This is a genomic window from Nocardia sp. NPDC056564 (genome assembly GCF_042793755.1).
In the GTDB taxonomy this organism is placed as follows: Bacteria; Actinomycetota; Actinomycetes; order Mycobacteriales; family Mycobacteriaceae; genus Nocardia.
The window spans coordinates 226,312-251,643 of record NZ_JBHTUR010000001.1 but is presented as its reverse complement, the minus strand read 5'-3'; the positions used below and the strand labels follow the sequence as shown (position 1 = coordinate 251,643).

Genomic DNA, 25,332 nt, shown 5'->3' with positions numbered 1-25,332 from the left:
GTGATTTTCGAACGATTATGTACTGCAACTGATTTCACCTGCCGCTCTGGATACGGTGACTATCGGGCCAGCGTTCCGGCCGGATCCGAGCCAGGCCGACGGACGACCCTGCCGGTAATCGGTATCCCGTCGCCGGTGTCGCGGGGCGACTGCGGGCGGTTGATCGATTGTCGCTGGGCTGCGACAGAAACGAAGGAGTGTGGCGGATATCGGTGGTTCTCGTGCGCGAAGTCCTGACAGCATCGGACGATGCATGCCTTTTCGGTGTCGCCTACACCGCAGGCGACTTGGATGCCTGATGTGCTGTCAGGGCAAGCACGAGCCTTCTGGGGAGCGAGTGCATCAGGGCTGCGGTGATGGCGTTGGTGCGGCCGGACACGACGGTCGGGCGACCGGTGCGCAACGCGCGGAAAGCGGTGTCGACGACCTGTTCGGGGGTCTGGAAGCGGACACCTTGCTCGGAGGAGCCCGAGGTCTGGTAGAACTCGCTCCTGGTAGGGCCTGGTGACAGGCACAGCACTCGCAGGCGGCTGTCGTGGGCCTCGGCCCACAGAGCCTCGGTGAAGGACACCACGAAGGCTTTCGCCGCCGCGTACACCGCCATTCCGGGCATGGGCGCATAGGCGGTCAGACTGGCGACATTGATCAGCAGGCCCGCTTCGGCCTCGAGCAGGTCGGGCCAGAAGGCCTTCGTCACGTCGGTCAGGGCGGCGACATCGAGGGCAATTTGGCGGGCCACGTCGTCCCCGCTGGTCTGCGCGAACCTCGCGGTACGTCCGTAGCCCGCGCAGTTCACCAGTGCGTCGGCGACGATGCCGCGTTCCGTCAGCCGGCGCCGCAGCGTCTCGCCCGGCCGGGGCTCGGTGAGGTCGGCAGCAATGGGCGTCACCGTCACCGCGTGGCGGGCACGCAGCTCCGCGGCGAGGCTCTCGAGCCGTTCCAGGCGCCGGGCGACCAGCACGACATCGTCTCCCTGCTGCCCGAAGCGGCGGGCGAACTCGGCCCCGATGCCCGAGCTCGCTCCGGTGATGACCACAGTCCTCGGCATGACACTCTCCGTAGGTTGACAGCTGTTAAGTTCGCTTTCGTAGGCTACGTTGACACCTGTCAACCAGCAAGGTGAACAATGCGGGGAAGGAGGTGGACCGACGTCGGCGCAGCAGATAAAAGCGGCCGCCACCTGCGTCAGGATCTGATCGAAGCTGCCTCGGCATTGCTCAGGGAACCACGCCCCGCTCCGATCCCGTCCCTACGAGCCGTCGCCCGGGTCTGTGGTGTCTCGGCGACCGCTGTCTACCTGCACTTCGACTCGGGTACAGCGCTGTTCGAAGCCGTCCTCGAGCGAAGCTTCGCCGAGGCCCGGACCGAGGTCGACGCGGCGGTGGCCGCCGCCGCGGGGCCGCGTGCTCGGCTGGACTCGTTCGCCCGCACGTATGTCGACTGGGCGTTGACCAATCCGGGCCCTTACCAGCTACTCTTCGAAAGCGTCGACTGGCTCAAGGAGACCGATACGGTCCGCACCTGGATGGAGCACCGCACCGCCACCATGGCAGAGGATCTGCGGACCGCCAACCCTGCCATCGACGAGGCGGAAGCCCTGGAACGGGCCGAACAGCTGTGGACCGCTCTGCACGGGATCATTTCCGGTCGGTGCCGCCAAGGACGGCACGTCTGGCACCGCAGCGTCGCCGACGAGGTCGCCGGCATGGTGACGGTCTTCGCTGACATCAACCGCGGTTGATCGGAGGTCGTGGGACTGTGTGCGATCGGGTTCTCGCTCGATCTCGGCTGGTGATGCGATGATCTGCGAAGGCGTCATGTCTGGGCGTCGGCGACCGTCGTCCTCCGTCCAGGGCGGCGCTGCCCAGGCCGGTCGCGCCGATCTTGCCCTCGTCCCGCAGCGCGGTCAGCACCGCGAGGTGGTCGTCCAGGTCGACCACCTGGTCACCCTCGGCCCGCAGGCCCGGCCTGGTGTCCAGTCGGCGCAGGTTCACCATCGGCCACGCAAAACATGGGTCACGGCCGGACTGCACCGGGCTCACGAGCGGGCAGACCACGCAGCAACGTGTCGAGGAACAGGTCGAATCTCGGTGCGTCAGCACCGAGGTGGAGGGGATTCTCGGTTGCCGCCAACCAACCGACGACGGAGGTCATGAAGATCTGCCAGCTGTGCTCGGCCATCTCGGCGGTGACGCCAGACCGGCGGAAAGCGGCGCCGACCTCGTCCTTGAGCCGGTCGATGGAGCGCGCGTTGTGCTTGTGTGGCCGGAACAGGTGCGTGGCATACCCGGGCAGGGCAAGGAATTCGTCGTGCATCGCCCACGCGAGCCGGATAAGTCGGTCTCGCCAGTCCGAGTCTCCCGTGCCGGCGCGCAACAGGATTCGCTCGACGACGACCTCGCTGACGAGATCGAACATCTCGTCGCGGTTCTTGACCCACCGGTAGAGCGCGCTGTGGCCGACGCCGAGGCTCGCCGCGAGTTCGCGCATGGTCAGCGTGTTGACGTTCTCGGCCAGCGACACCGCTTCGACGATCTTGTCCCGACTGATTTGGGCAGGGCGTCCGGGACGTCGTCGCTCGGCCACTTCGTCGGTCATGAATCAGACGATAGCCAGGACGCGGCGCCGTCGTGCGTTGCCCCGTGTGACAGAGCCGACAACAGCACCTCGGATCCTAGTTAGTGACCAATGGTCACTAACTGGCTAAGCTGGATCGTGTTCGACGGATCGGCCGTCGCCGAGACAGCGGGAGACACGATGAGAGCAGCACTCGAGGAGACGACTGGCATCCATGGCACGGTCGCGCCGGCCTTCGAGGCGGTGCGCGACCAGTTCGCCGCGCTGCTGGCCGCGGAGGGCAGCGAACTGGACGTCCAAGTGGCGGCCTACCACCGCGGCGAGAAGGTGGTCGACCTGTGGGCCGGACCGGATACGAAGGCCGACTCAATCATGGGGATCTATTCGGCGAGCAAGGGAGTCTCCCACCTGGTGGTGGCACTGCTGGTCCAGGACGGCGTGTTGGACCTGGACCAGAAAGTCAGCCATTACTGGCCTCAGTTCGCGGTCGAGGGCAAGCAGGACCTTCTCGTGCGCGAACTACTCGGCCACCAGGCCGGTTTGGTCGGCGCCACACACGGTTTCACCATGGAAGAACTCGCCGACGACCAACTCGTCGCCGAACGGCTCGGCGCGCAGCGTCCCTTCTGGCGACCGGGCCGAGCAACCGGATACCACGCGCTGGTGATGGCGGCGCTGAGCGGAGAGCTCGTCCGGCGCGCCACCGGCCGCACCGTCCAGGAACACTTCGCCGAGCGACTCCAGGCTCCGCTGAAGCTCGACCTGCACCTGGGCCTGCCCGCGGATCAGGACGACCGGTTCCTCAGCGCGCAACCGATGACGGCGACCCCGGAACGCCTGCGCGAACTTGCCGCGACCACAACGGCCCCGGCCAGTCTCAGCGGCATCGCCTTCAACCGCCACCACCCGCGCAACCGGGAGGTGTGGGAACTGCCCAACCTTCCGTTCGTCCGCTCCCGCGGGACGGCCTCGTTCGGGGGCATCGGCACCGCCCGCGGCCTGGCCAAGCTGTACTCGGCGCTAGTGTCGCCGGTCGACGGCGGCGAGCCGCTGTTCGAATCCGCCACCGCATCATCGTTCGGCCAGATACAGTCCAACGGTTCCGATTTGGTCCTGCGGCAGCCCAAGGCTTGGGCGGTCGGATTCCACGCGTCATCGCAGACCTACCCGGTCCTCGGTGCCGGCGCGTTCGGCCACAGCGGAGCCGGCGGGCAGCAGGCGTTGGTCGACCCACGCAACGAGCTGTCCTACGCCTTCCTGCGCCGGCGCTTCCTGATCCCCGACCAAGCCGATGCCGACCATCTGCGTCTGCTGACCGCGCTGGTCACCGCCGCGCGACGGGCTTGATCACTGGTGCGACAACACCTCAATCGGGTTCGCCGATACTCTCGTCATCGAAGGACGCCTCGCCCACGTCACGGGTGATCTCGACCATGCGCGAGCCACCGCGGACAGGCAATCACGATCCTTCCACCCGGTTGAACCTACCGTGGGTGACCCTCTGACGTCTCAGCTTTCACTACCGCCAGAGACTGGACCTTCTCGGAGTCGTCAACGCAGCGAAAAGCGACCTGAACAGCATCGACGCCGACCGAGAGTCGAGACCCCAGCGCCTTCGTGCGCGCCAACTCCAAACCTCCTGCTGCGGAAGCCAACTGGCGGAGATCACCCACCATTCAGTCAGCAGAGGGAGCGGAATCTCAAAATTCGTGGCAGTTGCCGACTGATTGACCTGGCCTCTTCCGGCTTTTCTCACACCGTGGCGGGCGCTGCCAGTCTCAATTCGGTGGCATTTCTTCATGCTCGACCGTGGTCACGACACCCCGCTGCGAACCGCGCCACATCGCTGGCCGACCAACCTCCGCTGGGCAATTCGCTCGATAAGCGGCAGTTGAGTGCGTTCATCGACTGGTGTCGCGACCTTGGGATCGCGCGCTCCGCGGCATGAGCGTGCACTCGGGGCGTTATGTTCAGTTCTCCGGCTGGGGCGGGCTGAAGTCGCCGGAGCGCCACACGACGTCGAGTACCACATTCCGGAATCGCCAGCCCCGCGTTGTTCGAACCGTTGTGCCACTGAGGGTCCCGCCTGCCACGAACAGGTTGTCGGTCCCATCTTGTCTGCTGCCGGGCGTTGGAAGGACGACATGGGTGACGTGGGTGTTGGCGCGAAACTTTGCCTGTGTGAGGTCGAGATCAGTGAGTACGTTGGTGAAGATGTGCTGTGTGCGCCCGAAAGGTGCCATCACTTGGTCGTGGAAATGGTCCAGATCCACGATGCCGCGATGATCGCCGGGCGGCATTTCGACGTGCGCGTCTTCGGTGAACAGCGCGGGCAGAGCGGTGGTGAAGGTCCGCTCGTCGAAGACCTTGGCGTAGTGGTTGATCAGCTCGGCGATCTTCGCGTGGTCAATCCATCGACGGATCTCACTGGACTCGACGTTCTCGGTCGTATGGGCCATCTGTACTCCGCTCCATGTCCGGGGACAGCCGAAATTCAACGGTTCACTAGCGGTCGATACCCGACGATAGCGATATCACCACCGAGAGCGTGGGACCTCGGCTTCTCGGACATGCCCAGCCTCGCCGATGTATTCGGCGAGGTCATGAATGGCTGACTGGATCGCGCTGCATTCGGCATGAGCGGATAAGACGACGGCCCCGAGATGTCCCGGGGCCGTTGATCTTCGGCCAGGCCTCGCAGCCACCGCCGACCGAGCGATCAGCGGCATTATCGTGCGTTCGATGTGGGGCGAACCCGCGCTCCCGATCGGCCCGGCCTGACGAAACCACGGCTTGGAGGCCGCTGCGCGGCCCGGACGCGTCGGTCAGAGGAGAGCGCCGCCGGAGACCTCGATGCGCTGGGCGGTCATCCAGCGCAGGCCCCGCGACACCAGCGTGGCGATGGCGTCGCCGATCTCCTCGGGTTCGCCGACGCGGCCCAGGGCGGTCTGCCTGCCCAGCCCCTGGCGCATCTGGGCGTCATCGCGCATGGCACCGCCGTTGAAGTCGGTGGCGGTCGGCCCCGGGGCGATGGAGTTGACCCGGATGCCGCAGGGGCCGAGTTCTGCGGCCAGAGTACGGCTCAGGGCTTCGACCGCGGCCTTCGACGCGGAGTAGACCGAGGTCGCGGGACTGGTATGACGAGTCAACGACGATGAGACATTGATGACGTGGGCATCCTGTGCCAGCAGCGGCACCAGCGACTGGATGAGGAAGAACGTGCCCCGCACGTTCGTGTCGAACACCGTATCGAAGTCGTCGGCCGTGACAGCTTGCAGCGGGCCGAAGACACCCACCCCCGCGTTGTTGACCACGATATCGAGCCGCGAAGCCTCCCAGCGCTCGAGCAATCCGCTCAGCTCGGAAGTGAAGGCTCCGAACGAGGTGACGTCGCTGATATCGAGATGAGCGACAGCCGCAGTCCCGCCCGCGGCATGCACCTGCCGCGCCGTCTCCTCGGCCCCGGCCGCATCACCGCGATGGGTGACCACGACCCGCACCCCGCGCGCCGCCAGGGCAAGAGCCGTACTCCTCCCCAGGCCACGGTTCGCGCCGGTCACCAAAGCGATCCTGTCGACTGTCATCGGTTGCTCCCTCATCGCACGGCACCCACAGAGACGGCAGGCGCCGTAATCAGATGCGAGTCACTCGACTCGCCTTTTCATCGCAGCGTAGGCATGCCGAAGAAGGCGAGTCAAGTGACTCGCCTCGGAGCTGGGGCATACTGCACGCATGGCAGCAGAGCTCTCCCCCCATCACCGCCGCCTCGCGCAGCAAAAGCGAGAGGCGATCATCTCCGCAGCCACGGACCTCTTCCTGAACCGCGGATACGACGGCACTTCTCTGGCCCGCATTGCCGAAGAGGCGGCAGTCTCCAAGTCCACCCTTTTCAAGCAATTCCCCACCAAGGCAGCACTTTTCGAGGCCATCGTCACCGAGTCCTGGCAGCGCGACGCCGGAGGAACTGTCGCCCGGCCCGAGACCGGAGACCTGCGTTCCGGCCTTACCTCCATCGGCCACCGCTACGCCGACCTGATGAGCCGCCCCGGCATGACAGCCCTGTTCCGCATCGTCATCGCCGAGCTGCCCCGCTTCCCCGAACTGGGACGGATGCAGTTCCACCTCGGCAAGCTGCCCTACTTCACCTCGGTCCAGCACTACCTCGAGTCCGAACACGAGGCCGGCAACGCCGACGTCCCGGACGCCGAGAGCGCCGCCAACCAATTCCTCGGAATGATCGCCAACTACGTCCTGTGGCCCCGCATGCTGCTGACCGACTGGAACCCCGCAACCTCCGACATCCACAACGCCGTCGAGCAAGCTGTAGAAACCATGCTCGCCCGCTACACCACCGGTCGACCAGCCTGATCCGAACCCGGAATCCGCACGCCCGCACCGGGTGTCCCGAGCCGTCTACCGGTAGTCACAGTCTCCCGATGACATATGCGTATTCAGCAGATCAGCCCGTTCGCCCGGTCGAGATCCGCTCAGCCCGTTGATTTTTCAGTCCCGGCCACGTGGCCGCTTCGAACCGCCCCGGTCGCGGCAGAACAGGATGTTCGAGTCGATCACTGATTCAGTCGAGCGCGACCAATATGCATTCGTCCAGGTCGGCTGCAAGTCGATATAAACGGGCGTACTGGGCCAGCAGATCGAGAAGGTAGTCGAGATCCCACGGACACTTGTAGACACCTGACGCTTCCATCGCATCCACGTCGAAGTGTCGCCAATCTCCAACGTCCAGGCTGTTTTCCACGTACTGAGCCACCGTCCGCGCGGTGGCCGGTCGGACAAACCGCAGTGCGATCCCTTGCCCGCCAGTCGCACCTGAGGCGAATGGCTCGGCTCCGAATACCGTGTTCTCGGCCAACCCGTCGTCAATGCGTCCCTCACCGGCACGGCGGTTCGGTGCGAGTAGCCAATAGGCAGCGTCCCAAGCTCGGGTGGAAAAGGTCCGGTCCAGGATGCCGGGTCGCTCTCTCACGATCTGACGTGCGACCGGTGCCAGTTCGAGCCAGATCGGGTCATCCCAGTAGGGCGTTTTCGCGACATCGTCGGTTGCCAGGCTGGCGAAAAACTGGATAGCGCCTTCGGCGGCTTCACGATCCCGCATCGCACGTTCCAGTAGCGGTTCGTACGGAATTGCCCGGTACCGGGCGTCGATACCCATGGCGCGATCATAGTTTCCGGCTATTGAATCGCCCGGTATCCACAATCGTGTAATCGGCAATATGGTGCGTTGGGCCGCCCGCGGATCGGTACGGCTGAGAGAACGTCGTAGCCGCCGCACTGCGGCTGATCGATGAGCAGCTCGCCACCCTCACTGCCGCAAGCAAATCCGACGGCGGCGTCACCAGCCCATCTGTCCACGTGCGATCAGCAGGTCTTGCATATCGGCCGAATCCCGAAGAAAGTAGGGATCGTGACCCACGACGACGAGTTGCCGCCCACCGTGGTGATGGCACGAATGCTGGATGGATTCTTGCTGTCTCAGGCGTTGTTCGTGCTCGCGGAAGCCGGCATCGCAACGATTCTGGATGAGGAGGGACCGCAGACAGTCGCGGACTTGGCCGAACGGACCGGGTCCGACCCCGACGCGCTGGCTCGGCTGATCCGCACCCTCACGCCGCACGGGGTGTTCCGGATGGCAGGCGACAGGGTGGCTGTCACACCGCTCGGGGCGACCTTGTCCGAGAAGCATCCCCACTCGTTGTACGGCATAGCCGTGGGCGGGATGCACCTGCACTATCGGGCGGTCGGCGAACTCGCACACACCTTGCGGACCGGCGAACCCGCCGCTCGAAAGTATTTCGGCACACAGTATTTCGACTACCTCGCCACCAAGCCGGAGCTGGCCGAGCTCTTCGGGCGGGCGATGACGGTGTTCGCCAACACGCTGCGGGCCGACATGTTCGACGGCTACCGGTTGCCGCCCGGCGATACGATCGCCGATCTCGGCGGCGCCGACGGCACCGTGCTCGTGGAGTTACTTCGCCGGCACCCTCACCGCGATCGCAGAGGTATCGTCTTCGACCTGCCGGGTGCCGTCGAAACCGCACCCGCGATACTCGCCGCCGCGGGAATGGCAGACCGCGTCGAAGTGGTCACCGGAAACTTCTTCGATGACGTACCGCACGCGGACATCTACCTGCTGAGCTGGATTCTCCACGATTGGAACGACGCCGCCGCCGCGAAAATCGTGCAGACCATCGCCGCTTCGGCTTCGGCGGGCGCACGACTGCTCATCGCCGAGTTGGTCGTGCCCACCACTGACGCTCCGCACCCGTCGAAGGATATGGACCTCGTGATGCTGAGCCTGCTCGGCGGCAAGGAACGCACCGAGAACGAGTATCGAACACTGCTGAACGACAACGGTTTCGACCTCGACCGAGTCGTTCCCACTCCGAGTCCCATCGTGATCCTCGAAGCGACCAAGCGGTGATGAGGCTACCGAGCGACTGATTGCACTGTCCCAGCGGCAAATTCGACAATCCGATCGGTCTTCGAGTACCGGGTCCGGCAAAGCGCAGACCAGAGCATCACAAGTCGGTGGCAAGCCGATCCAGCAAGCCGCACTGCGCTGAGATCGGCAGTACTGCACGTTGGAAGCCCTTGTCACCCAACCAATCTGGGTGTTCGACCAACGCGCGGTATGCGGCTACTCAACACCGGTTCGACCAGACGATCGTGGAGGGTCATATGCGTGTGCTGTGTCCGGTATGCGGCAGATGCGGACGTTCGCGAACCGCGCGTCGCAATGATGGTGGGTTGGGACCTCCGGGCGGAGTTTGGTCTGTGCGTGCCGGTTGGTGATCTCGGCTATGAGCGTTCTGGAGCGTCGATGCTCGGTGGGGCAGGGTGGTTGATCTGCTCGCCGAGGATGTCGCCGTGACCGGCGTGACGTGCGAAGTCCTCGATCGCAAGCAGATAGATGAAACGGAGGCTGACGTCCCCGACACGGGGGTGCGTCTTGATGTCATCGAGGTCGAATCGGGCGGCGATCGCGCGGGAACGTTCACTGGCGCTCTCGAATTCGGCGATCACCTCGTCCAGGGTCTCGTTGTCATCGACAACGAAGCTAGCGTCGCCCGGCGTCGTGCCACCGTCGCATTGGCTCTCAGGTATGCCGCCCAGGACGTGCTGGAACCAGATCCGTTCAGCGACCGCGGCGTGCTTGAGCAATCCGATTGGTGTAGTCAGCGACGAGGCGGCGGCGGGCATCGTGTTCGGACAGCACGCGCACCGTGTTGATCAGTTCGGCTCGGTTGCGGTCGAGCATGTACTCGAGCAGACGGCGTTCCGCGCCGGTGGTGATTCGTGGTATCGACCATGTCATTGCTGGCTCTATTCTTTCGGTTCGGACCTGCTTGCCGTACTGGCGTTTTCGGAGTCGGTACCGCTTGCGATGCGACGGGCGTGTGATCGACAACTGGTGTCGTACTCGGCGGCGGCCTGCGGTGGGCCGGGTGATTCCCTCGCGGTGGATGGCCGGACACGCACGGGGCTTGTGTCCGGAGGTCGGTGGACTGTGGCACCGACTGTACGAATGGCTCGCTGAATGAGCGGTTACGGCCTTTAGCCGCGAGAGTTGCGCATTGCGGGCGACGATACGTCGCGAGTTTGTGGCATCGTGCGCAGGCGTTGCGTAGACATTACTCCTGATGGGGCGTGGCCACCTAGAGCGCGAAGGCGCTCTGGTCAACACCCTGGCGACCGTGCCCGTATCCGCTTCTGCAACTGGACCGGCCATCGGGGGCCTGCGCGGTCACAAACTGTGCTGTCGAGGTGAAATCGACCGCCTGGGGCCGATCTTTGACCGCTCAGGCTGGTTCCACCCAGCAGATCAACGCTCGCAAATCGGCATTTCAGTGCGTCGGATCGGACCGGGATCGGCACCGCCCGTTGAGCTTCCGTGGTGTTGCACTGCACGGTTCAGTCAGAACTGATATGCGGCATGTCAGGGCGTTCGTGTGGACGACGACCTACTACCAGATGAGTACGCCTCCGCCTACGCCCAGCGCTCGACCGGCGGCGATCTCGATATTCGCCAAACGGTCCAAGATTCCACGTGCGCGGCGCGCGAAGAAGGCTTCGTGGGGATCCCGTGGAACGACCTCTACCAACCACTCGCGGACCATTCGGCACTCTCGCAGGAGTGCCGGGATCTCTTCGGGCATGACGATGAGATCCGCGCGCGGCCTGGTGGTATCGGCCAGAACGGGTAAGAACCGGGCATCGAGCGAACGTATAGCCTCCGAGCCCCACACCTCAGTACGCCAACTCTCGAAGCCCGCAGAGTCGCTGACGCCCTCAGGTGTATCGAGCACCCGGCCGACGATGTCGCGACTGCCTTCCTCGCTAGGCAGGAACGTGTAGACATTCAGGCTCACCGGTACACGTAATCACGCCGCGAGAAAGAACCCGATTAGGCCCGCACCGTGGCCCTTCAGAACAACGCGCTCCGCGACGCTATCGGTCGTTCGCGAGATCGGCTGCGGCCGACGGCTACGGCACTCCTGATCGCCCGGAATGCGGCAATACAGTGCGTTTTTGGCCCACCAGCGCTTACCGGTGAGTGAACATTACCGGCGACCAGCGGCTCGTCGCCGGGGCGATCATTCCTGTGACATCGCAACGGCCCGGTCCGCAGCTTTCTGATCCGTGGCCGCCGCAGAGAGGTGCGATATCCCATCCGGAATGGTGTGCAGCAACGAAGGTACCTCCGTGGGATTTGTCACTCGAGTTCAGGAGGTATCCATGCACGTACCGGGACGTCGCGGTTCGGCCGGTATCGCCACAGTAGCGGCGGCCCTGGCCTGTATCGGCCTGGGTATGGCTCCGTCGGCCTCGGCCGAGAATGATGCGGCGTACTTCAAAGGCCGCGTCGATGTCTGCAAAACGAACGGCTACGACGCCGTCGCGGGCTGGACCGGCGGCAGGAACGGCCACCCCGTGGACACCATCGAGTACCAGTGGGACAACGCCAACGGCTACACCTACGCCGGGCAGATCTACAAAGCGGGCAATTGTTTGAGGCTCGGCGAACCGCAGAAGGCCAAGAAGGGAGTGTTCCGTCGCGTCACCGAGTCCTATGGCGATGACGGACACAACGACGGATACTCCGGTGCCAGGCAATACGTGCGTGGTGGCGAGTTTCAGCGGGTGGACGCCTGGTAGGGAGCTAGTGGCTGATCACTGAGGGGCTTCGGCGTTGGCGGCACGCGGATCCTTTAAGCACCGGACGCGGTCGTCAGCGCCGGGGTCCTCAGCGTCACCCCGAGACGTGGCACGAATCGAGCGGTTAACACACACTCGCCCACCGCAGACGCCGGCCCCGGCGGGCGACAACTCCAGCTTGTTCCAAACGTGCCATCACGTAATCGGCATTACAGGATGTTCTGTGCGGCAGCCGATCTCGCCGCGCAGAACGCCCGCCCAGCGGCATATCAGTGTGTTCCGCATGCTCACCACGGTGTCGACGACCCGTTGGACTTGGCACGTGTCCCCATCCAGCTGGCGTGCAGCATCGAATACCCGTCGTGCGGTCAGCTGACCGGCTGGTCACCGCGCTGAGACTGGGGCTGCATCCTCGCTGTTCAAGCGCGAACCCGCGTCCCAGTCAACGCCTACCCAAGGAGTCGATGTTGCCCAGGATCCGCGCGAAGTTCGTTCTGCTGGCGGTCGTGGCCGTGGCCTCCAGCTTCGTCTTCCCGCAATCGGCTAGCGCCGCTGCGGGGAAGACGATCAAGAACACAAGTTGGGGACAGTGCCTCGAAGCTGGGGATCTGGACGACAGTCGCGTGAACATATTGGACTGCAAGACCAATGAACCCCTCCAGCACTGGACCGTCGCGGGGAAAGCGATCAAGAACGTGGCCAGGGAGGAGTGTCTCGCGGCCGTGACCGCGGGCGAGGACGTGGTGATGTCGGAGTGCAGGGCCGGCGAGCCGGCTCAGCAATGGGCCGTCACGGGAAAATCGTTCAAGAACGTGCATGTCGGGCAGTGCCTCGCATCCAACGGCCCGAGCCGCTATGTGCGCACGGAGCCGTGTACCGACGAAGTGAATCAGCAGTGGACTATCTCCAGTTGAATCGCTGGACTCGACGCGCCGCGTCAGTGACGAATGTGCTGACGTGGCCTGGAAGTGATCGAGGTCGTGGCATGCGGGCCGGGAACGTCTTCGGTAACCAGTGGTAACGGTGACGCGCGCGTGGTGGGAACCGGTAGGCATACCTGGCGCGTCCAACCTTGGAACGTGATCGGTCCGGTCGTTCGGCTCGGGGGATGAGATGTCGTCCCGGCCACCTCCGCTGTGCCCGCTTCGCTCAGCGCGCACAGCGGCATGGGCGCGCGTCCGCTGATCTGTCTGACGATCCTCGGGGCAGGAGGAACTTTGCCCTGGGTTCGCTGTCGGGGAACTGCTGATACGCCTTGCGCTGTACGCGCGGTAGGTAGCGGCAATGGGTTCATCCTTCGGTGAGTCAGCATGTGAGACACGGCGGGCGGTGACGCCGGACAATCGGGCTGCTGTTGATCAGTGCTCGTGCCCGGCAGTGAGTGTGTCCCCGTATAGCTTGGCGACCCGGAGTCTGATCACGAGCCGGTTGTCCTCGACCATGTTCTCGAGAAAGGTCGGGGCGTCGTCGGGGTTGTCGAATTCGGGGAACATGGCGAGCATCTCGCGGCCCGTTGCATCGCCGGGAACCGTACTGACTGGGGAAATCTCTACAGTGCCCTCGGCCACCGCGAAGCTGAGATGGTCCGAGCTACTCACGTAGAGCGCGGCGCGTGGATCTCGGGTGAGGTGGCGGACTTTGATACGCCCGGCGGTCGAGCCGATCGAAATCACGCCTGCGCCCGAATTCCATTGGTAGGCAACGGTGGACAGATGCGGATGCCCGTCGCGTTTGATGGTTGCCAGCGCTCCCATCCGATTCTCGGCGAGAAAACGCACCAGCCGCTCGGTCGACAGTCGGGTCGGAGCCGCTCCCCGCCCCGGTTCATACATCGATTCCTTAACGTCGGACATGGCGACCCTTCCGTTGTCATGGTGCACTATTTGTTACTGAGTGCATGATCTGTCACGGTGGTGGCGGGCGGAAGGAGGCACTTTTATGTTCCAGGGTTACAGCGATGTTCCGGTGCAGGCAGACGCGGTCGCCGAGGTCGATTCGTCGCTCGATCACGCGTGTTCGGTGCTGGAAGTCCTCAATCGGGTCAGCGGTAAATGGGCCATCGGCGTCCTGCTATTGACCACTCGGCGACCGATGCGTTTCACCGAACTCGAACGCGAAATCGACGGTGTCAGTAGGCGAATGCTCACCCTGACCCTGCGCAACCTCGAACGCGACGGCCTGCTGACCCGTACAGTCTATCCAGTGGTGCCCCCCAAGACCGAATACGAAGCCACACCGATGGCCCGAGATCTCTATCAGACCCTTTTGGCGCTGACCGGATGGGCCGACCGCCACCGGAACACGATCGCCGCTGCCCGCAGAACTTACGACGGGCAGGCCACACCATCGACCGAATCAGCATGATCTGCTGGACATCCCCTGCAGCTGTTCCGCGAATGCGGCACGACCCCCGCGACTTCAACCCTCGTCGGCTACTTGACACTGGTGCCAGGACTTGATCCCGGCCAGGATCGGGTCCAGGCGCCCGGTGAGAAGCTCCCTAATCGGCTGCCCATCCGTGTCATTACTGGCGGAGAAGCGTTCTCGACCTCTGCCTGCCGGATTGCCTGCTCGTCGACTTCACGGAGGCTGTTGGGGTGAGGTACCGGTCGAGTGATGTCAGACGGGCACTTTCGTTTCGGTCGGGGAGAACAGGATCTGCAGGTCCTGTATCACGAGGTAGCCCGGTTCTGCATCGACGGGGATGTCGAATACGATCTGTTGCCTGACGGACTCACCGGGGTCCAGGCTCCCCCAGTAGTCCGGTGCCGTGCCCGCACCCAGGCGGAAGGTAGCCTCCGAATCCTCCTCGAAGACGCGCCCTTGGGTGTCCAACAGGCGTTTCGAGCCGAAGAGCCCTTGCCGTTCGCCGCCGATATTGGTGATCGTCACCGTCACCACCTCGAACGTTCCGTCGGCTCTGCGCCATCCTCTGCCGGTGTCGATGCGCGAGCCGATGTTCTTCACTTCGGCGACCGTGTATTCGAATTTGTTGTCGCGCACCGGTGTTCCCGCCGTTGCGGTAGCGGGGGCGAGGGCGGCAGTAGCGGCGATTGCCGGGAACAACGCGAATCTCGAAGCGAACGTGATCATCGTTGGAGTTTCCCCTATACAAGGTGTCAGATGTTGGACCAGGCTCGATAAAGACACCCCCGTTGATGTCCCGATGATCGGATCATGACGTTCTGTGGTGGCAGAAATTCGGTCTTTGCGTACGTTCCGCAGATCACGTCCCGAAATACACTGCTGGACAACTGATCACGAGGAAATGATGCAGGTGTCCTCTCGACGGATGCCTACACGAGTTCCTCGTGATCAATCGACCAGCAACCGAGCCGAGGGCGGCCGGACCAAACGTCCGCATCGCGGCAATACAGTTCGTTTGCCGACGGACATCCGAGTCGGATTCGAGCCGATCGGCGAGCAACGGGGTGGGTCGACTCCCTTCCTCCGATGCCTGCACAGTCCGGACCGGTCTGTTCCCCCGCGTCGCGCACCAGTTCGCTGTGCTGAGAAGATCTCCCGTGCCGGGGATCACGTCGGGAGAAGGGACATGCGCATGCGAGGAACAACCCTTATCGTGTCGGCACTGATGGTCGTCACGTGCGGACTCACCGCGGTTGCCAGCACCGCGGGAGCGGTGGACGACAAAGCGACGTGCGCGGCCTTCAACGGGGCCTGGACCGATTTGAACAACCGGCTCGGAGCACTCGGCGGCGCGGGCTCGTTCTCCGAGCTGCGGAAGATCTATCTCGAAACCGCGGGGGACCTGCGCGTCGTGGCAGACAACGCTGACCCGGGCACGCTGAAAGACGCGCTGAATACTGCTGCGGCACACCTGAGTCGGCTCGAGACCGCGACGAACCTCGACGATTTCGACAGGGTGATGGGGGATCCCGCTCTCACCGCAGCCTTGGACGTGGCAGGCACGCCCTGCGGTCTGTGATCTCGCCCGGCGGCGCGTGCGTCGATTCGCCACGACAGCCGCTCAGGCCAACCAGCCGGGCACTCGTCGGCGAAGCGCGTGTTCGGGGTCGTGCGATAGTCGGCAGTTGAGTGCGTTCGCCGCGGTGCCGGCCGGAGCCCGTCGGCTGAGCGCTCGGCGGCATGGCCGGATGTTCTGCGCCTCAGTCGATCTCGCTGCGCGGAACGCGCGCAGCGGCAGAAGAGGACGTTGGCGCGACGTTAGCCGCACACCTCAGGCCAGGCGCAGCACCCTGTTCTCGAGCGTGTCGATCCAGTCCAGCCCGGGTTGGTTAGCGGCACACCATCCACACAGGGCGTGACCTTCTCAGCTCGCACGATAGGAAGGATGCCGAAAAGCAACCATGGGCGTGGGCGGGGGAAGCGGAACTCGATGTCGAACTGGATCGTGTTGTAGCCGGTACGAAGCTCGTCAAGTAGGACGTCCCTCGGCGGTCCATGCACCGAGCAGCGGAGTCCAGTCGCCTTCGGGGTCCAGGTGTTGTTGGTGCCGGCAACACCGTCCTCCGGATCATGCGCGCAGTCGCGGGCGTGCGCGGAAGCGATCCGTCCTCTTCGCCGACGCTACCGGCGCCAACGACAAGGAGGGCGCTTCTCCCCCGAGTGCGAAGTGCGAGGTGCACGAGATCCGCAAGACATCTCTGAGACGGGCGTGAAATGGATATGAGATGGACGATTCATACCGTCGCTCGCATGAAGAATTCGATTATCGGCCGCCTGTTGGTGTCGGCCGCTGTTGTCGCAACCCTCGCCGGAGCTGCGGGCACCGCCCACGCGGATGGCCTCTGGTTCTACGTCGGGGACTATCCAGGAGGCGGCTCGCCCGCAGACATAATGTGCCAACTGACAAGCGTTGCAGCGCAATGTTTTCCCAACGAACCCACGTACGCGGTACCGGGCGAGAAGCCCAGGACCTGCCTCGCGTTCCCGACTCTGACGCTCGCACGATCGGGCCCCGCGGTCTCCGGCTGGACGTGCCAGGCAAGGGTTGGCTCGGCCGACGCTGTGAAATGGGAGCTGGGGCACTCGGAGCAAGTCGGACTGTTCCGTTGCTCTGCCTCCGGCACCGCCGCAGCTCCCGGCGTCGTCTGCCTGCGATACGACGGCAGTGGCAACGGTTTCGAGGTCTCTCGCACCGCCTATCAGCTCCGCGACGGTGCCTGAGCGATGCGGCAGCACAGGAGAATTTCGATCATCGGCCGCTTCGTTGTGCCGGCCGCCGCTGTCGCCGTGACCCTTACCGGAGCCGCGGGCACCGCACACGCGGAAGACCTTTGGGTTTACATCGGTAACTACGACAGTGGAAGCGGGACGGCAGATGTCGTATGCCGCATGGCAGCCACCGCGGTGCAGTGCTTTCCCGTCGAACCCACCTATACGATGCCCGGCGGACAGCCGTCGACCTGCTCGGGGTACCGGCCCGCGCTGACGCTCGCGGGATCGGGGCCGGCAACCGCGAGGTGGACGTGCGCGGGAAATATCGGCTCCCCCAATGCCGTCCGCTGGGAGCCGGGGCATTCGGAGCAGTTCGGGCGTCTTCGTTGCGCGGTCTTCGGCCTGGCCGAGGCACCCGGGGTGTCTTGCACGCGATACGACGGTAGTGGTGCTGGATTCGACGTCAGCCGCACCTCGTACCAACTCCGAGATGGTCAGTGATCTCGCATACGACATCCGATCATCGCCGACTCGTGCCGGCGGCCGCAACGCTCACCACCATCGCCGGAGCCGCAGGCGCCGCCCCACTCCGAATGATGGCGGACACAACCACCGAGGTGAGCTAGCGATCCAGGAGCGGTTAAGAGCCCGCACGATAGTCGGCAGGCAATACCGGATGTTCTGCGCGGCAGTCGATCTCGCCGCGCAGAGCGCCCGCCCAGCGGCAGTCGCGGACGGTCGACTCCACGACGTGGGCGGTTACCGATCGAATTGCCAGTCCGCCAAGCGAGCGTGGACCGGAATCAAATTGATGACCAGGTCCCACGGGACTCGGGTATCGGAGTCGAAAGCTTGGTAGACAAAGATTTTCGATTGCGAAGAAGCCGATTCGACAGCTACTCGCGGCTGTGGAACGGGCACCTGCAAGTTCCGGCTCTGCCCACGTGCATGCGGCGTGGGCCCGATGGGTGCGTTCAGTAGCACGGCTTCGGCAACCGACTCGTTGTCGACAACTCAGGCGCGGCGAAGCGCGAGGACCGGGATGGTCCGGACGCCACGCGTCTTGTCTTCGTATTCACCGAAGCCGGGTATGCGGCGGACCTGTTCGGCGTAGACGCGGTCCCGTTCCGCGCCGGTGATCTCGGTGACGGTGACGGGGTAGGTCTCGGCGCCGCGCTCGACGTCGGCGCTCCCGGCCGCCACGAGGTTGTGGTACCAGGCCGGACTCTCCGGTGCGCCGGCCTTGGACCCGAAGATGTAGACCAGGTCCGCGTCCTTCTCGTCGGGCAGGTAGACCAGCGGAGTCACCAGTTCCCGCCCGCTCTTGCGCCCGCGATGATGCAGCACCAGCAACGGCATACCCTCGAACCGCCCACCGACCCGGCCCTCGTTCGCGCGAAACTCCTCGATGACCTTCGGATTCGTCCTACTCCAGTCGCTCATGCCGATCCATCCTCCTCGTTGCTCGGCGAAACGGGCGTCTCGGGGTAGTTGATGATGACCCACACTGCATCGCAGCAGGCGCACCGTCGAAGAGATAATCGTCCGCAGGCCATCCCCTTCGGGCAAACGCAGTGAATTCGGGTGCGCCCGCAGGCGTCGTCTTCGGTTCGGGCGCAGGGGTTTTCGCGCAGGACGCCGCGGTGGCGACCACGCCCGCGACGGTCATCGGCAGCATTGTTCGCCATTTCATCGAGCCTCTTCGGCTGCGGGTTAGTGACGATGCCGACGTCATTTCCTTCCTGGTCTATAGCATCCATTCAGCAAATGGGTCGCGTCCAATGTTTTCGGCGACAGCGGAGATATGGTTTTTTCTATGGACCTCACGCCGAGGCTATTGGAGCAATACATCGCCGTCGCCGAGGAACTGCATTTCGGCCGCGCCGCCCAGCGCTTGACGATGAGCCAGCCGCCACTGTCGCAGGCCATCGCCCGGCTCGAACGCGGACTTGGCGTCGCGTTGCTGGATCGCAGTCACCGAAGGGTGCGGCTCACCGCGGCGGGCGCGGCCTTCGCCCGGGACGCCACCCGGATGCTTGCCGCCCAGCGGGCCGCCATCGACCGGGCCCGGCGCATCGGCCACGGGCTCGACGGCGACCTGCGCATCGGCTCGGGCACGCTGCTGTCGTTCCGCTACTTTCCCGACCTGTTGGCCGCCGCCGCCGAGTGCCTGCCCGATCTGCGCCTGCACACCCGCCAAGACTCCTCGGCGGCGGCCCTGCTCGACCTCGTCGACGCCGGCGTCCTCGATGTCGCGTTCGTCATCGCCCCGGTCGAGGCCCCGGCGGGTGTCGAGGTGACCACGATCCACAGCGAGTACCTGTGCGCCGCGCTCCCGCACACCCACCCGCTGGCCGCCTCGTCCGCCCTCTCGCTGGCCGACCTGCGCGACGAACGGTTCGTGCTGCCCGGCGAACAGGTCCACGAGCTCGGCCACCACATCCAATCCGCCTGCCGTAGAGCCGGATTCACTCCCCGCGATTACGCTCGCTCCGACAATGCCATCGGCTTGCTCAGCTATGTCGCCGCTGGGCTGTGCGTCAGCCTGATACCGCCGACGCCCTACCCCGGCGTGACCTACGTGCCCCTCGACGACCCTCCCCCCGCTGCCGAGATCACCATCCTCGCGGCGCATCGCCCCAACCCCGACCCTGCCGTCCAACAGATACTCGCCCTCGTACGCACCCCGCACTGACCATCACCCCGACGATCTGCCAGATCGACTATCCGGCGTCCGATGTTTCGCCGTCCGGGGTTCGGCGCGAGCTCGGACGGCCTCACCACGCAATGGCGGCCCTTGCCCGGTCCGGCCGCGGCACGGCTTCTCGGCGGTAGCTGTGCACTGCCTCGGCGGGCCCAGGAGCGGTCAATATGGGAAACCATATCTTTCAGGTGGGAAACAGTATTGGACGCGAACTATTTGCTGGGTGGATGCTTCAGGGGTCGGCAAGAGAATGGAGCGACGTAAGAACTTGCCGGTGATTCTCGGTCGCCCCGCCCGTGTGTGGGGCCAACGCCGAAGGGAGAGCGAGATGTCCACTGCACCATCCCTACGAGCGGTGTTCGTCCGCAAGCTGGGACTCGGGATTGCCGCGGTGATGCTGGGACTAACCACAGCCGCGGTGAGCGCACCGGCTCCGGCCGGCGCCGCGCCGATGCTGCCGCAGGAGGATTCGTTCTATCAGCCGCCGCCGGGTTTCGAGACAAGCGCACCCGGTGCGGTGCTGGCCTCGCGGCCGGTCGCGTTGAACTTCCCGGTCGCGGCCCAGGCCTGGCAGTTGCTGTATCGCACCACCGATCTCAACAACCAGCCCGACGTCACGGTCACCACGGTCATCCTGCCCGACAACCCGGCACCGGATCGGCCGCTGCTGTCGGTGCAGATGTATCACGATGCCGCAGGCGTGGATTGCGCACCGTCCTACCGGTATCAGGCCGGTGCCATACCCGAACCTTCCGCGATGTCACAGATCCCGCAGATGACCGATGCGCTCGCGCGCGGCTGGGCGGTGTCGGTGCCCGACTTCCAAGGCCGCTTCGGGCATTTCGTCGCGGCCACCGAACCCGGGTACATGATCCTCGACGGCGTGCGCGCCGCCGAACAATTCGCCCCGCTCGGGCTGTCCCCGCAAACCCGGGTCGGCATGTACGGCTATTCCGGCGGCGGGCTGGTCACCGGCTGGGCCGCCCAGGTACAGCCCACCTACGCACCGGAACTGGCCATTGCTGGAGCCGGCTACGCCGCCCCCGCGACCGACGCCGCCTCGGTCGTCCAAGCCAACAACGCCGGACCGCTGTCGGGAATCCCCACCAACGCCATCGCCTCGTTGTATGGGATCTACCCGGAGTTCGCGGACATGTTGCGCCCGTACCTGAAGCCAGGGGCCGAGGCCGTTCTCGCCCATAACCGCGGCCACTGCCTCACCGAATCCTTGGCCGAGAACTCACACCGCGACGTGAGTGAGTACCTGACCCAGCCGATCGACCAGGTCATTGCCACACCCGAGATCGCGGCCTTCCTGTCCAGGCTGTCGCTGCGTGCAGCCGCACTCACGATCCCGATGTTCATCTACCAGGCCGACGGCGACGCTGCGATCCCCCCGACCGTGACCGATGCCTACGTCGAAAAGCTCTGCGCCGCAGGAACACCCATCACCTACCAGAAACAACGCGGCGGTGACCACATCTCCACCGGTCTGCTCGCCATCGGCCCCGCCTACGACTGGCTCCAGCAACGCTTCCCCGCCAACGCCCCTACACCCACCGGATGTGACACCCAGCCGATCGACGCGCCACTACCGAGGTGAACCGGCGCGACCTATAGCGTCGTCTGCGCGGGCCTGCGTTCGAAAGCTGTTCTGTACCAACAGAACTGAACGGCCGAACCATGCCCGCGCAGCGGCGGCGGAAGCCGTTCGAGGTGCCGAGTCTCGGGGATATGGGTGCTCAGAGTTTCAGCACGGCCGGGCTGCCGGGATCGACGGGGATCGGGACTGCCGGGCCGTTGCCGAACAGAACGAACACCGCGGGTTCGGTGGCGTCCGTCAGGGCGCCGTCGTAGTGGGGTGTGCCGGCCTTGCGCAAGGCGTACTGGCCGGCGGTCATGGGGATGGTCGCGGCGAGATCGATCCGGGTGCCCGCGCCGACGGTCCATGTTCCCGACACCATGATCGAGTGCCGATCGAACAGGTAGGAGTGCGGGGCGCTCATCCACCCCGGATGCCAGCGGGCGTAACAGACGTAGAAGCCGGGTCGCAGGAACGACCCGATGATCGGCGCGACCTCGAAACTGCCCGGCGGCGCGGTCGGCGGCACCTGCCACTCGACCTCATCGACATCGACGATCGTCGTCCCCGGGCCCGGGGACCGGCCCGCGACCACAGGGTCGGCACTGAACGGCACACCGAGCTCGGGCGGGGGCTGCGCCCCTGCCCTCGACGAGGCGCCGAGGATCGGCAGCAACAGCGAAAGCGCGGGCACTGTCAACGCTTCCCTGCGTGATCGGTTGAAACCAGGAGAATCGCTCCCGCGATCACCACGCTCGCGCATCAGTAAACCTCCGACAAGTGATGGCCACCTGAGCCCCACCTTCTCGGTGGCGCGCGGCTGTACACGAAAACCGGCGGAACTTTCCGCTCGCACATTACCGACCGACTCGCGTTTATCGTGTGCACACATGAGCTGATGAAGGTGAGTCCCAGAACGAACACCCTCGGTCGGAAGTGCCGCATAACGACGACCGGTGCAGTGATCCTTTCATCCACATGCCGTGCTGGTCAGGTGTCGAGGTGGCTGCGTTGTGCGTTCTGGTCGAGAATGATCAAGATTTCCGCGGGCCCGCGGTCGCTGCGGAGGGCATGCGGTGTCATCGTCGAGAACGACGCGGCTTGTCCGGCCTCGACGCGGATGACGCGCTGGCCGAGGTAGAGGACGACGGTGCCCGACAACACCGTGAACCAGTCGCGGCCGGGGTGCACACCGAGATCCTCGGGCGTGACACCGCCCGCCTGATCGGTGATACGCAGCTTGGCCACAGTCAGCCCGTTCGGTCCGTCGTCGTTGGTGAGCAGCCAGGTGGTCAATCCGCGGCGTTCGTCGCGGTTGGGTCGGATGACGACATCGGAGTCGTCGGGCGACTCGACGAGCTCGTCGAGCGATTTGCCGAGCGCCGCGGCGATCGCGGTGAGCTGATCCAAACTCAGACGCCGATGACCGGTTTCGATCCGGCTCAACTGCGACGCACTGATGCCCGCGCGTTCAGCGAGGTTGTCCAACGACCAGCCGCGGGCTTTGCGCAAGGACCGAATCCGCATCCTGACGACGGTGTCCAAGGTCGATTCTTGCTCCATTGGCAAGAGTGTATGAGATTCCAGCAACCACTGCCTACGGTCGAGACATGACCACACGCCACGACACGCACGCCCCCGACGACCATCGACACACCGATGGTGCCGACCCCACGATGGTGCGTCTGCTGGAGCTCGACGCGCGAGTCCTCGCTCCTCACCTCACGGAGCTGACCGGGTGGCTCGCCGATCTCCTCGCGCCCGCGCCGGCCCGAATCCTCGATCTGGGCAGCGGTCCCGGCACCGGCAGCTTCGCTTTGGCCCGCCGATTCCCTGCCGCTGCAGTCACCGCCGCCGACCTGTCCGCGCAGATGCTGCATCGTCTGCGGGAGCAGGCGAACGCCCACGGCCTCGCCGACCGGATCGACACCGTCCACACCGACCTCGACCAGCCCTGGCCCCGGACCATGAACGGCCCCTACGACCTGGTGTGGGCCGCGTCCTACCTGCACCACGCCGCCGACCCGGCGCGCACGCTCACACAGGCATTCGAGCGCCTGCGCCCGGGCGGTCTGCTCGCCGTCACCGAAATGGACTTCTTCCCCCGCCTGCTACCCGAAGACTCCGGCCTGGGCAGGCCCGGCCTGCAAACGCGCCTGCACGCCGCCACCAACACCCAGCCACCCCACGACTGGACCGCAGCGCTCACCAACGCGGGCTTCACCCTCGAGCAGCACCGCCGCGTCGACCTCCGACTCGACCGAGCCGACACAGGACCGGCCCTCAACGACTACGCCCGAACCTTTCTCACAGTGCTGCGCTCCCACGCCGAATCCATCCTGTCCGACGACGACCTGACCGCACTGGACGCTTTGCTCGACGACGACGGACCAGACGGCCTCACGCATCGCACCGACCTGAACATGCAAACCACCCGCATCATCTGGATCGCCCGCCGCCCCTGAAACAGCTGGTCCACAACCGCATCGAGGGCCCGCCACCGTACGCTCGGAACGCGCGCTCCGCGGCATGTCAACCGCTTCAGAATGTGCATGCCGCGAAGTTCGGGAGCTCGAAGACTCTCGCGTTCAAGCGGGCGTCTCGCCGCAGGATCGGTCTCGAACTACGAACTGTCCCAACCGATAACGACGGTCGAACCGTGGAAGACACACCGTGTCAACCGAATCCGATTGCCGCCACACACCAGTCCGCGGTCTGCCAAGGGCGCCAGGTCCCTCGGACGTTCAGGTCTACCTGCCCGGCACCTCGTATCCGAACTAGCCCGCCCACTGCGGATTGCGCGTCCAGAGCGGCTATGCCACAACGCTACTCGGTGCCGAACGCGGCACGGGCGGGGCAGCTCAACTCCGAGCCCGCTGTTCGGTTCGCAGCTGCGCGATTGCGGTGGGCACTGCGCCCGACCACCATTGGGGATCGGCGGTGTCGTCGGTGGTCCGGCCGTCGCGGTGCACGTAGTGCCGCACGTCGCGCCCGGGGTCCGCGAATTCGCCGGACAGCGCCCGTTCGAGCCATTCCGCGCCGAAGCGGAATACCTCGGCCGCGACTCCGCCGAGCGGATGGAACTCCCCCTCGTAGACGCGAATCTCTTTGGGCGCGCGCAGGATTTCGTAGTTGGCGAGGGCCTGCTCGAGCGAGGTCAACTCGTCGAATTCACCGATGCCGTACAGCACCGGGCAGGTGATGTCGCCGACGAGATCGCCCAGCGGCATGCGGGCCGTGAGCTCCTGGTCGAACGCCGCCTCGTCGGTATAGCCGGACATGTACATGTAGTTGTGCTTGAAGGTCGGCTGGGCACGCTCGTAGATGGTGTGGAAGTCGCCGGTGGGCGCCTCGAAGGCGGCCAGCGCCGCCAGCCGCGGATCCGTGGCGGCCGCGCGCGATCCCCAGTAGCCGCTCATGCTGATGCCGAACATGCCGATCCGCTGCGGATCCACTTCGGGCAGTTCGGCCAGGTAGTCGAGGTAACGACCTATCGCGCGTTCGTAGTTCGTGAGATCCACGGTCAGTCCGTTGGCCCGGGTCTCGCCCTGTCCTGGGCCTTCGATGGACAATGCGACCACGCCTCGTGCGTTGTAGTACCGCTCGGCGGCGTAGAGGTAGTCCTCTTTGATCATGTCCATGCCTGGACCCAGTATCACCGCAGGCGCGTTGCGCACCGGGCCCGCCGGCAGGTGCAGCAATGCGAAGATCTGCGCGCCTTCGAAGTCGAGTGCCACGCGCCGGACAAGTCCGCCGCGTAACTCGCTCAGCCGCTCGACGCAGTGGTTGGTGCGTTCCCGGAAGGCGAGTTTGCGTGGGTCGGTGGCGTCGAATATCGAGTACTGCGCCCGGCCCCACATCACTGCGGCGCGCAGGTAGAGATCGGCGGCGGTGCGCGCGAAGCCGTTTCGCTCGTGATGGGCGGCGCGCTGCTCGGCTTGGGCGGCCACCGTAGCCCAGGCCTTCGGCAGCATCGCCCCGCTCTGCACCAGGTCGAAGACCTTGTCGAAGTCGGTGTGGTCGTGGCCGAGCTGTTCCATGGTGCCCTTGGCCTGCGGATGCAGGGCATCGAATCCACCCAGGGCCAGGGCGATGTCCAGTGCCCAGCTCTGGCCTGCGGAGCGTGTTGTCATGTCGGGATCCTCTCGGGTTT

General features: G+C 65.1%; 26 protein-coding genes. 11 read left to right on the top strand and 15 right to left on the bottom strand.

The genetic code is table 11. The features are described 5' to 3' along the window. Positions 1-271: 271 nt before the first annotated feature. Positions 272-1,048, bottom strand: coding sequence for an SDR family NAD(P)-dependent oxidoreductase (locus ACFQ9K_RS01275; RefSeq protein ID WP_378717164.1), 777 nt, complete (start codon positions 1,046-1,048; stop codon positions 272-274). A gap of 78 nt (positions 1,049-1,126) precedes the next feature. Here ACFQ9K_RS01275 and ACFQ9K_RS01270 point away from each other — a divergent pair, with 78 nt between their 5' ends. Next, on the top strand, positions 1,127-1,741 hold the full coding sequence (locus ACFQ9K_RS01270; protein WP_378717166.1) for a TetR/AcrR family transcriptional regulator: 615 nt from the start codon (positions 1,127-1,129) through the stop codon (positions 1,739-1,741). Here ACFQ9K_RS01270 and ACFQ9K_RS01265 read toward each other — a convergent pair. After that, complete coding sequence (locus tag ACFQ9K_RS01265) at positions 1,728-1,994, bottom strand: hypothetical protein (RefSeq protein WP_378982652.1); 267 nt, start codon at positions 1,992-1,994, stop codon at positions 1,728-1,730. The two genes, ACFQ9K_RS01270 and ACFQ9K_RS01265, sit on opposite strands and share 14 nt — an antisense overlap. 22 nt (positions 1,995-2,016) lie before the next feature. After that, positions 2,017-2,598 (bottom strand): TetR/AcrR family transcriptional regulator, encoded by a 582-nt coding sequence (locus tag ACFQ9K_RS01260; RefSeq protein WP_378717169.1) that lies wholly within the window; start codon positions 2,596-2,598, stop codon positions 2,017-2,019. A gap of 159 nt (positions 2,599-2,757) precedes the next feature. Here ACFQ9K_RS01260 and ACFQ9K_RS01255 point away from each other — a divergent pair, with 159 nt between their 5' ends. Then, a complete protein-coding gene (locus ACFQ9K_RS01255) occupies positions 2,758-3,924 on the top strand; it encodes a serine hydrolase domain-containing protein (protein ID WP_378717171.1) in 1,167 nt (388 codons plus the stop codon). Between the two features lie 623 nt (positions 3,925-4,547). Here ACFQ9K_RS01255 and ACFQ9K_RS01250 read toward each other — a convergent pair. Further along, positions 4,548-5,036 (bottom strand): nuclear transport factor 2 family protein, encoded by a 489-nt coding sequence (locus ACFQ9K_RS01250; protein ID WP_378717172.1) that lies wholly within the window; start codon positions 5,034-5,036, stop codon positions 4,548-4,550. A 366-nt stretch (positions 5,037-5,402) separates the two neighbouring features. Further along, positions 5,403-6,161, bottom strand: a complete 759-nt coding sequence (locus tag ACFQ9K_RS01245) for an SDR family NAD(P)-dependent oxidoreductase (protein ID WP_378717173.1) — start codon at positions 6,159-6,161, stop codon at positions 5,403-5,405. A gap of 148 nt (positions 6,162-6,309) precedes the next feature. On the opposite strand from ACFQ9K_RS01245, the gene ACFQ9K_RS01240 reads away from it, so the two are divergent. Then, on the top strand, positions 6,310-6,945 hold the full coding sequence (locus tag ACFQ9K_RS01240) for a TetR/AcrR family transcriptional regulator (RefSeq protein WP_378717175.1): 636 nt from the start codon (positions 6,310-6,312) through the stop codon (positions 6,943-6,945). A gap of 208 nt (positions 6,946-7,153) precedes the next feature. Here the strand turns inward: ACFQ9K_RS01240 and ACFQ9K_RS01235 are convergent, their stop codons facing one another. Then, positions 7,154-7,747 carry a hypothetical protein gene (locus ACFQ9K_RS01235; protein ID WP_378717176.1) on the bottom strand — a complete coding sequence of 198 codons (594 nt, stop codon included), beginning with the start codon at positions 7,745-7,747 and terminating at the stop codon, positions 7,154-7,156. 252 nt (positions 7,748-7,999) lie between these two features. On the opposite strand from ACFQ9K_RS01235, the gene ACFQ9K_RS01230 reads away from it, so the two are divergent. Further along, on the top strand, positions 8,000-9,019 hold the full coding sequence (locus ACFQ9K_RS01230; RefSeq protein WP_378717178.1) for a methyltransferase: 1,020 nt from the start codon (positions 8,000-8,002) through the stop codon (positions 9,017-9,019). 377 nt (positions 9,020-9,396) lie between these two features. On the opposite strand, the gene ACFQ9K_RS01225 is transcribed toward ACFQ9K_RS01230, so the two are convergent. The 3 genes from ACFQ9K_RS01225 to ACFQ9K_RS01215 all read right to left on the bottom strand — a co-directional run bounded on the left by ACFQ9K_RS01225 (position 9,397) and on the right by ACFQ9K_RS01215 (position 10,967). Then, positions 9,397-9,759 (bottom strand): DUF664 domain-containing protein, encoded by a 363-nt coding sequence (locus ACFQ9K_RS01225; RefSeq protein ID WP_378717179.1) that lies wholly within the window; start codon positions 9,757-9,759, stop codon positions 9,397-9,399. After that, positions 9,734-9,913 carry a hypothetical protein gene (locus ACFQ9K_RS01220; protein WP_378717180.1) on the bottom strand — a complete coding sequence of 60 codons (180 nt, stop codon included), beginning with the start codon at positions 9,911-9,913 and terminating at the stop codon, positions 9,734-9,736. Before ACFQ9K_RS01220 ends, ACFQ9K_RS01225 begins: the two co-directional genes overlap by 26 nt. Positions 9,914-10,562: 649 nt before the next feature. Further along, on the bottom strand, positions 10,563-10,967 hold the full coding sequence (locus ACFQ9K_RS01215) for a hypothetical protein (RefSeq protein WP_378717181.1): 405 nt from the start codon (positions 10,965-10,967) through the stop codon (positions 10,563-10,565). Positions 10,968-11,334: 367 nt separating this feature from the next. On the opposite strand from ACFQ9K_RS01215, the gene ACFQ9K_RS01210 reads away from it, so the two are divergent. Beyond that, the gene (locus tag ACFQ9K_RS01210; protein WP_378717183.1) at positions 11,335-11,754 is read left to right on the top strand and encodes a hypothetical protein; all 420 of its coding nucleotides are present in this window, start codon (positions 11,335-11,337) and stop codon (positions 11,752-11,754) included. Positions 11,755-12,218: 464 nt separating this feature from the next. Further along, the gene (locus ACFQ9K_RS01205; RefSeq protein ID WP_378717184.1) at positions 12,219-12,668 is read left to right on the top strand and encodes a ricin-type beta-trefoil lectin domain protein; all 450 of its coding nucleotides are present in this window, start codon (positions 12,219-12,221) and stop codon (positions 12,666-12,668) included. A 444-nt stretch (positions 12,669-13,112) separates the two neighbouring features. Here ACFQ9K_RS01205 and ACFQ9K_RS01200 read toward each other — a convergent pair whose 3' ends face one another. Then, positions 13,113-13,607: a TIGR03618 family F420-dependent PPOX class oxidoreductase gene (locus ACFQ9K_RS01200; RefSeq protein WP_378717185.1), complete on the bottom strand. Its 495-nt coding sequence runs from the start codon at positions 13,605-13,607 to the stop codon at positions 13,113-13,115. A 112-nt stretch (positions 13,608-13,719) separates the two neighbouring features. Here ACFQ9K_RS01200 and ACFQ9K_RS01195 point away from each other — a divergent pair, with 112 nt between their 5' ends. Continuing rightward, positions 13,720-14,118: a winged helix-turn-helix transcriptional regulator gene (locus ACFQ9K_RS01195; RefSeq protein ID WP_378982649.1), complete on the top strand. Its 399-nt coding sequence runs from the start codon at positions 13,720-13,722 to the stop codon at positions 14,116-14,118. Positions 14,119-14,373: 255 nt separating this feature from the next. On the opposite strand, the gene ACFQ9K_RS01190 is transcribed toward ACFQ9K_RS01195, so the two are convergent. Then, the gene (locus ACFQ9K_RS01190; protein WP_378717187.1) at positions 14,374-14,847 is read right to left on the bottom strand and encodes a DUF4352 domain-containing protein; all 474 of its coding nucleotides are present in this window, start codon (positions 14,845-14,847) and stop codon (positions 14,374-14,376) included. A gap of 487 nt (positions 14,848-15,334) precedes the next feature. Between ACFQ9K_RS01190 and ACFQ9K_RS01185 the strand changes: the two genes are divergently transcribed. Next, positions 15,335-15,700, top strand: coding sequence for a hypothetical protein (locus tag ACFQ9K_RS01185; RefSeq protein WP_378717188.1), 366 nt, complete (start codon positions 15,335-15,337; stop codon positions 15,698-15,700). A gap of 2,207 nt (positions 15,701-17,907) precedes the next feature. Here the strand turns inward: ACFQ9K_RS01185 and ACFQ9K_RS01180 are convergent. Continuing rightward, entirely contained in the window at positions 17,908-18,336 is a 429-nt protein-coding gene (locus tag ACFQ9K_RS01180; protein WP_378717189.1) for a nitroreductase/quinone reductase family protein, read from the bottom strand. 373 nt (positions 18,337-18,709) lie between these two features. On the opposite strand from ACFQ9K_RS01180, the gene ACFQ9K_RS01175 reads away from it, so the two are divergent. Both ACFQ9K_RS01175 and ACFQ9K_RS01170 read left to right on the top strand, forming a co-directional pair. Then, positions 18,710-19,588, top strand: coding sequence for a LysR substrate-binding domain-containing protein (locus ACFQ9K_RS01175; RefSeq protein WP_378717191.1), 879 nt, complete (start codon positions 18,710-18,712; stop codon positions 19,586-19,588). Positions 19,589-19,925: 337 nt separating this feature from the next. Next, a complete protein-coding gene (locus ACFQ9K_RS01170) occupies positions 19,926-21,200 on the top strand; it encodes a lipase family protein (RefSeq protein WP_378717192.1) in 1,275 nt (424 codons plus the stop codon). A 139-nt stretch (positions 21,201-21,339) separates the two neighbouring features. Here ACFQ9K_RS01170 and ACFQ9K_RS01165 read toward each other — a convergent pair whose 3' ends face one another. Further along, positions 21,340-21,873, bottom strand: a complete 534-nt coding sequence (locus tag ACFQ9K_RS01165; protein ID WP_378717193.1) for a hypothetical protein — start codon at positions 21,871-21,873, stop codon at positions 21,340-21,342. Positions 21,874-22,169: 296 nt separating this feature from the next. Further along, positions 22,170-22,742 (bottom strand): helix-turn-helix domain-containing protein, encoded by a 573-nt coding sequence (locus ACFQ9K_RS01160; RefSeq protein WP_378717195.1) that lies wholly within the window; start codon positions 22,740-22,742, stop codon positions 22,170-22,172. A 47-nt stretch (positions 22,743-22,789) separates the two neighbouring features. Between ACFQ9K_RS01160 and ACFQ9K_RS01155 the strand changes: the two genes are divergently transcribed. Continuing rightward, positions 22,790-23,644: a class I SAM-dependent methyltransferase gene (locus tag ACFQ9K_RS01155; protein ID WP_378717196.1), complete on the top strand. Its 855-nt coding sequence runs from the start codon at positions 22,790-22,792 to the stop codon at positions 23,642-23,644. A 396-nt stretch (positions 23,645-24,040) separates the two neighbouring features. On the opposite strand, the gene ACFQ9K_RS01150 is transcribed toward ACFQ9K_RS01155, so the two are convergent. Then, complete coding sequence (locus ACFQ9K_RS01150; protein ID WP_378717198.1) at positions 24,041-25,312, bottom strand: alpha/beta hydrolase; 1,272 nt, start codon at positions 25,310-25,312, stop codon at positions 24,041-24,043. Positions 25,313-25,332 lie beyond the last annotated feature (20 nt).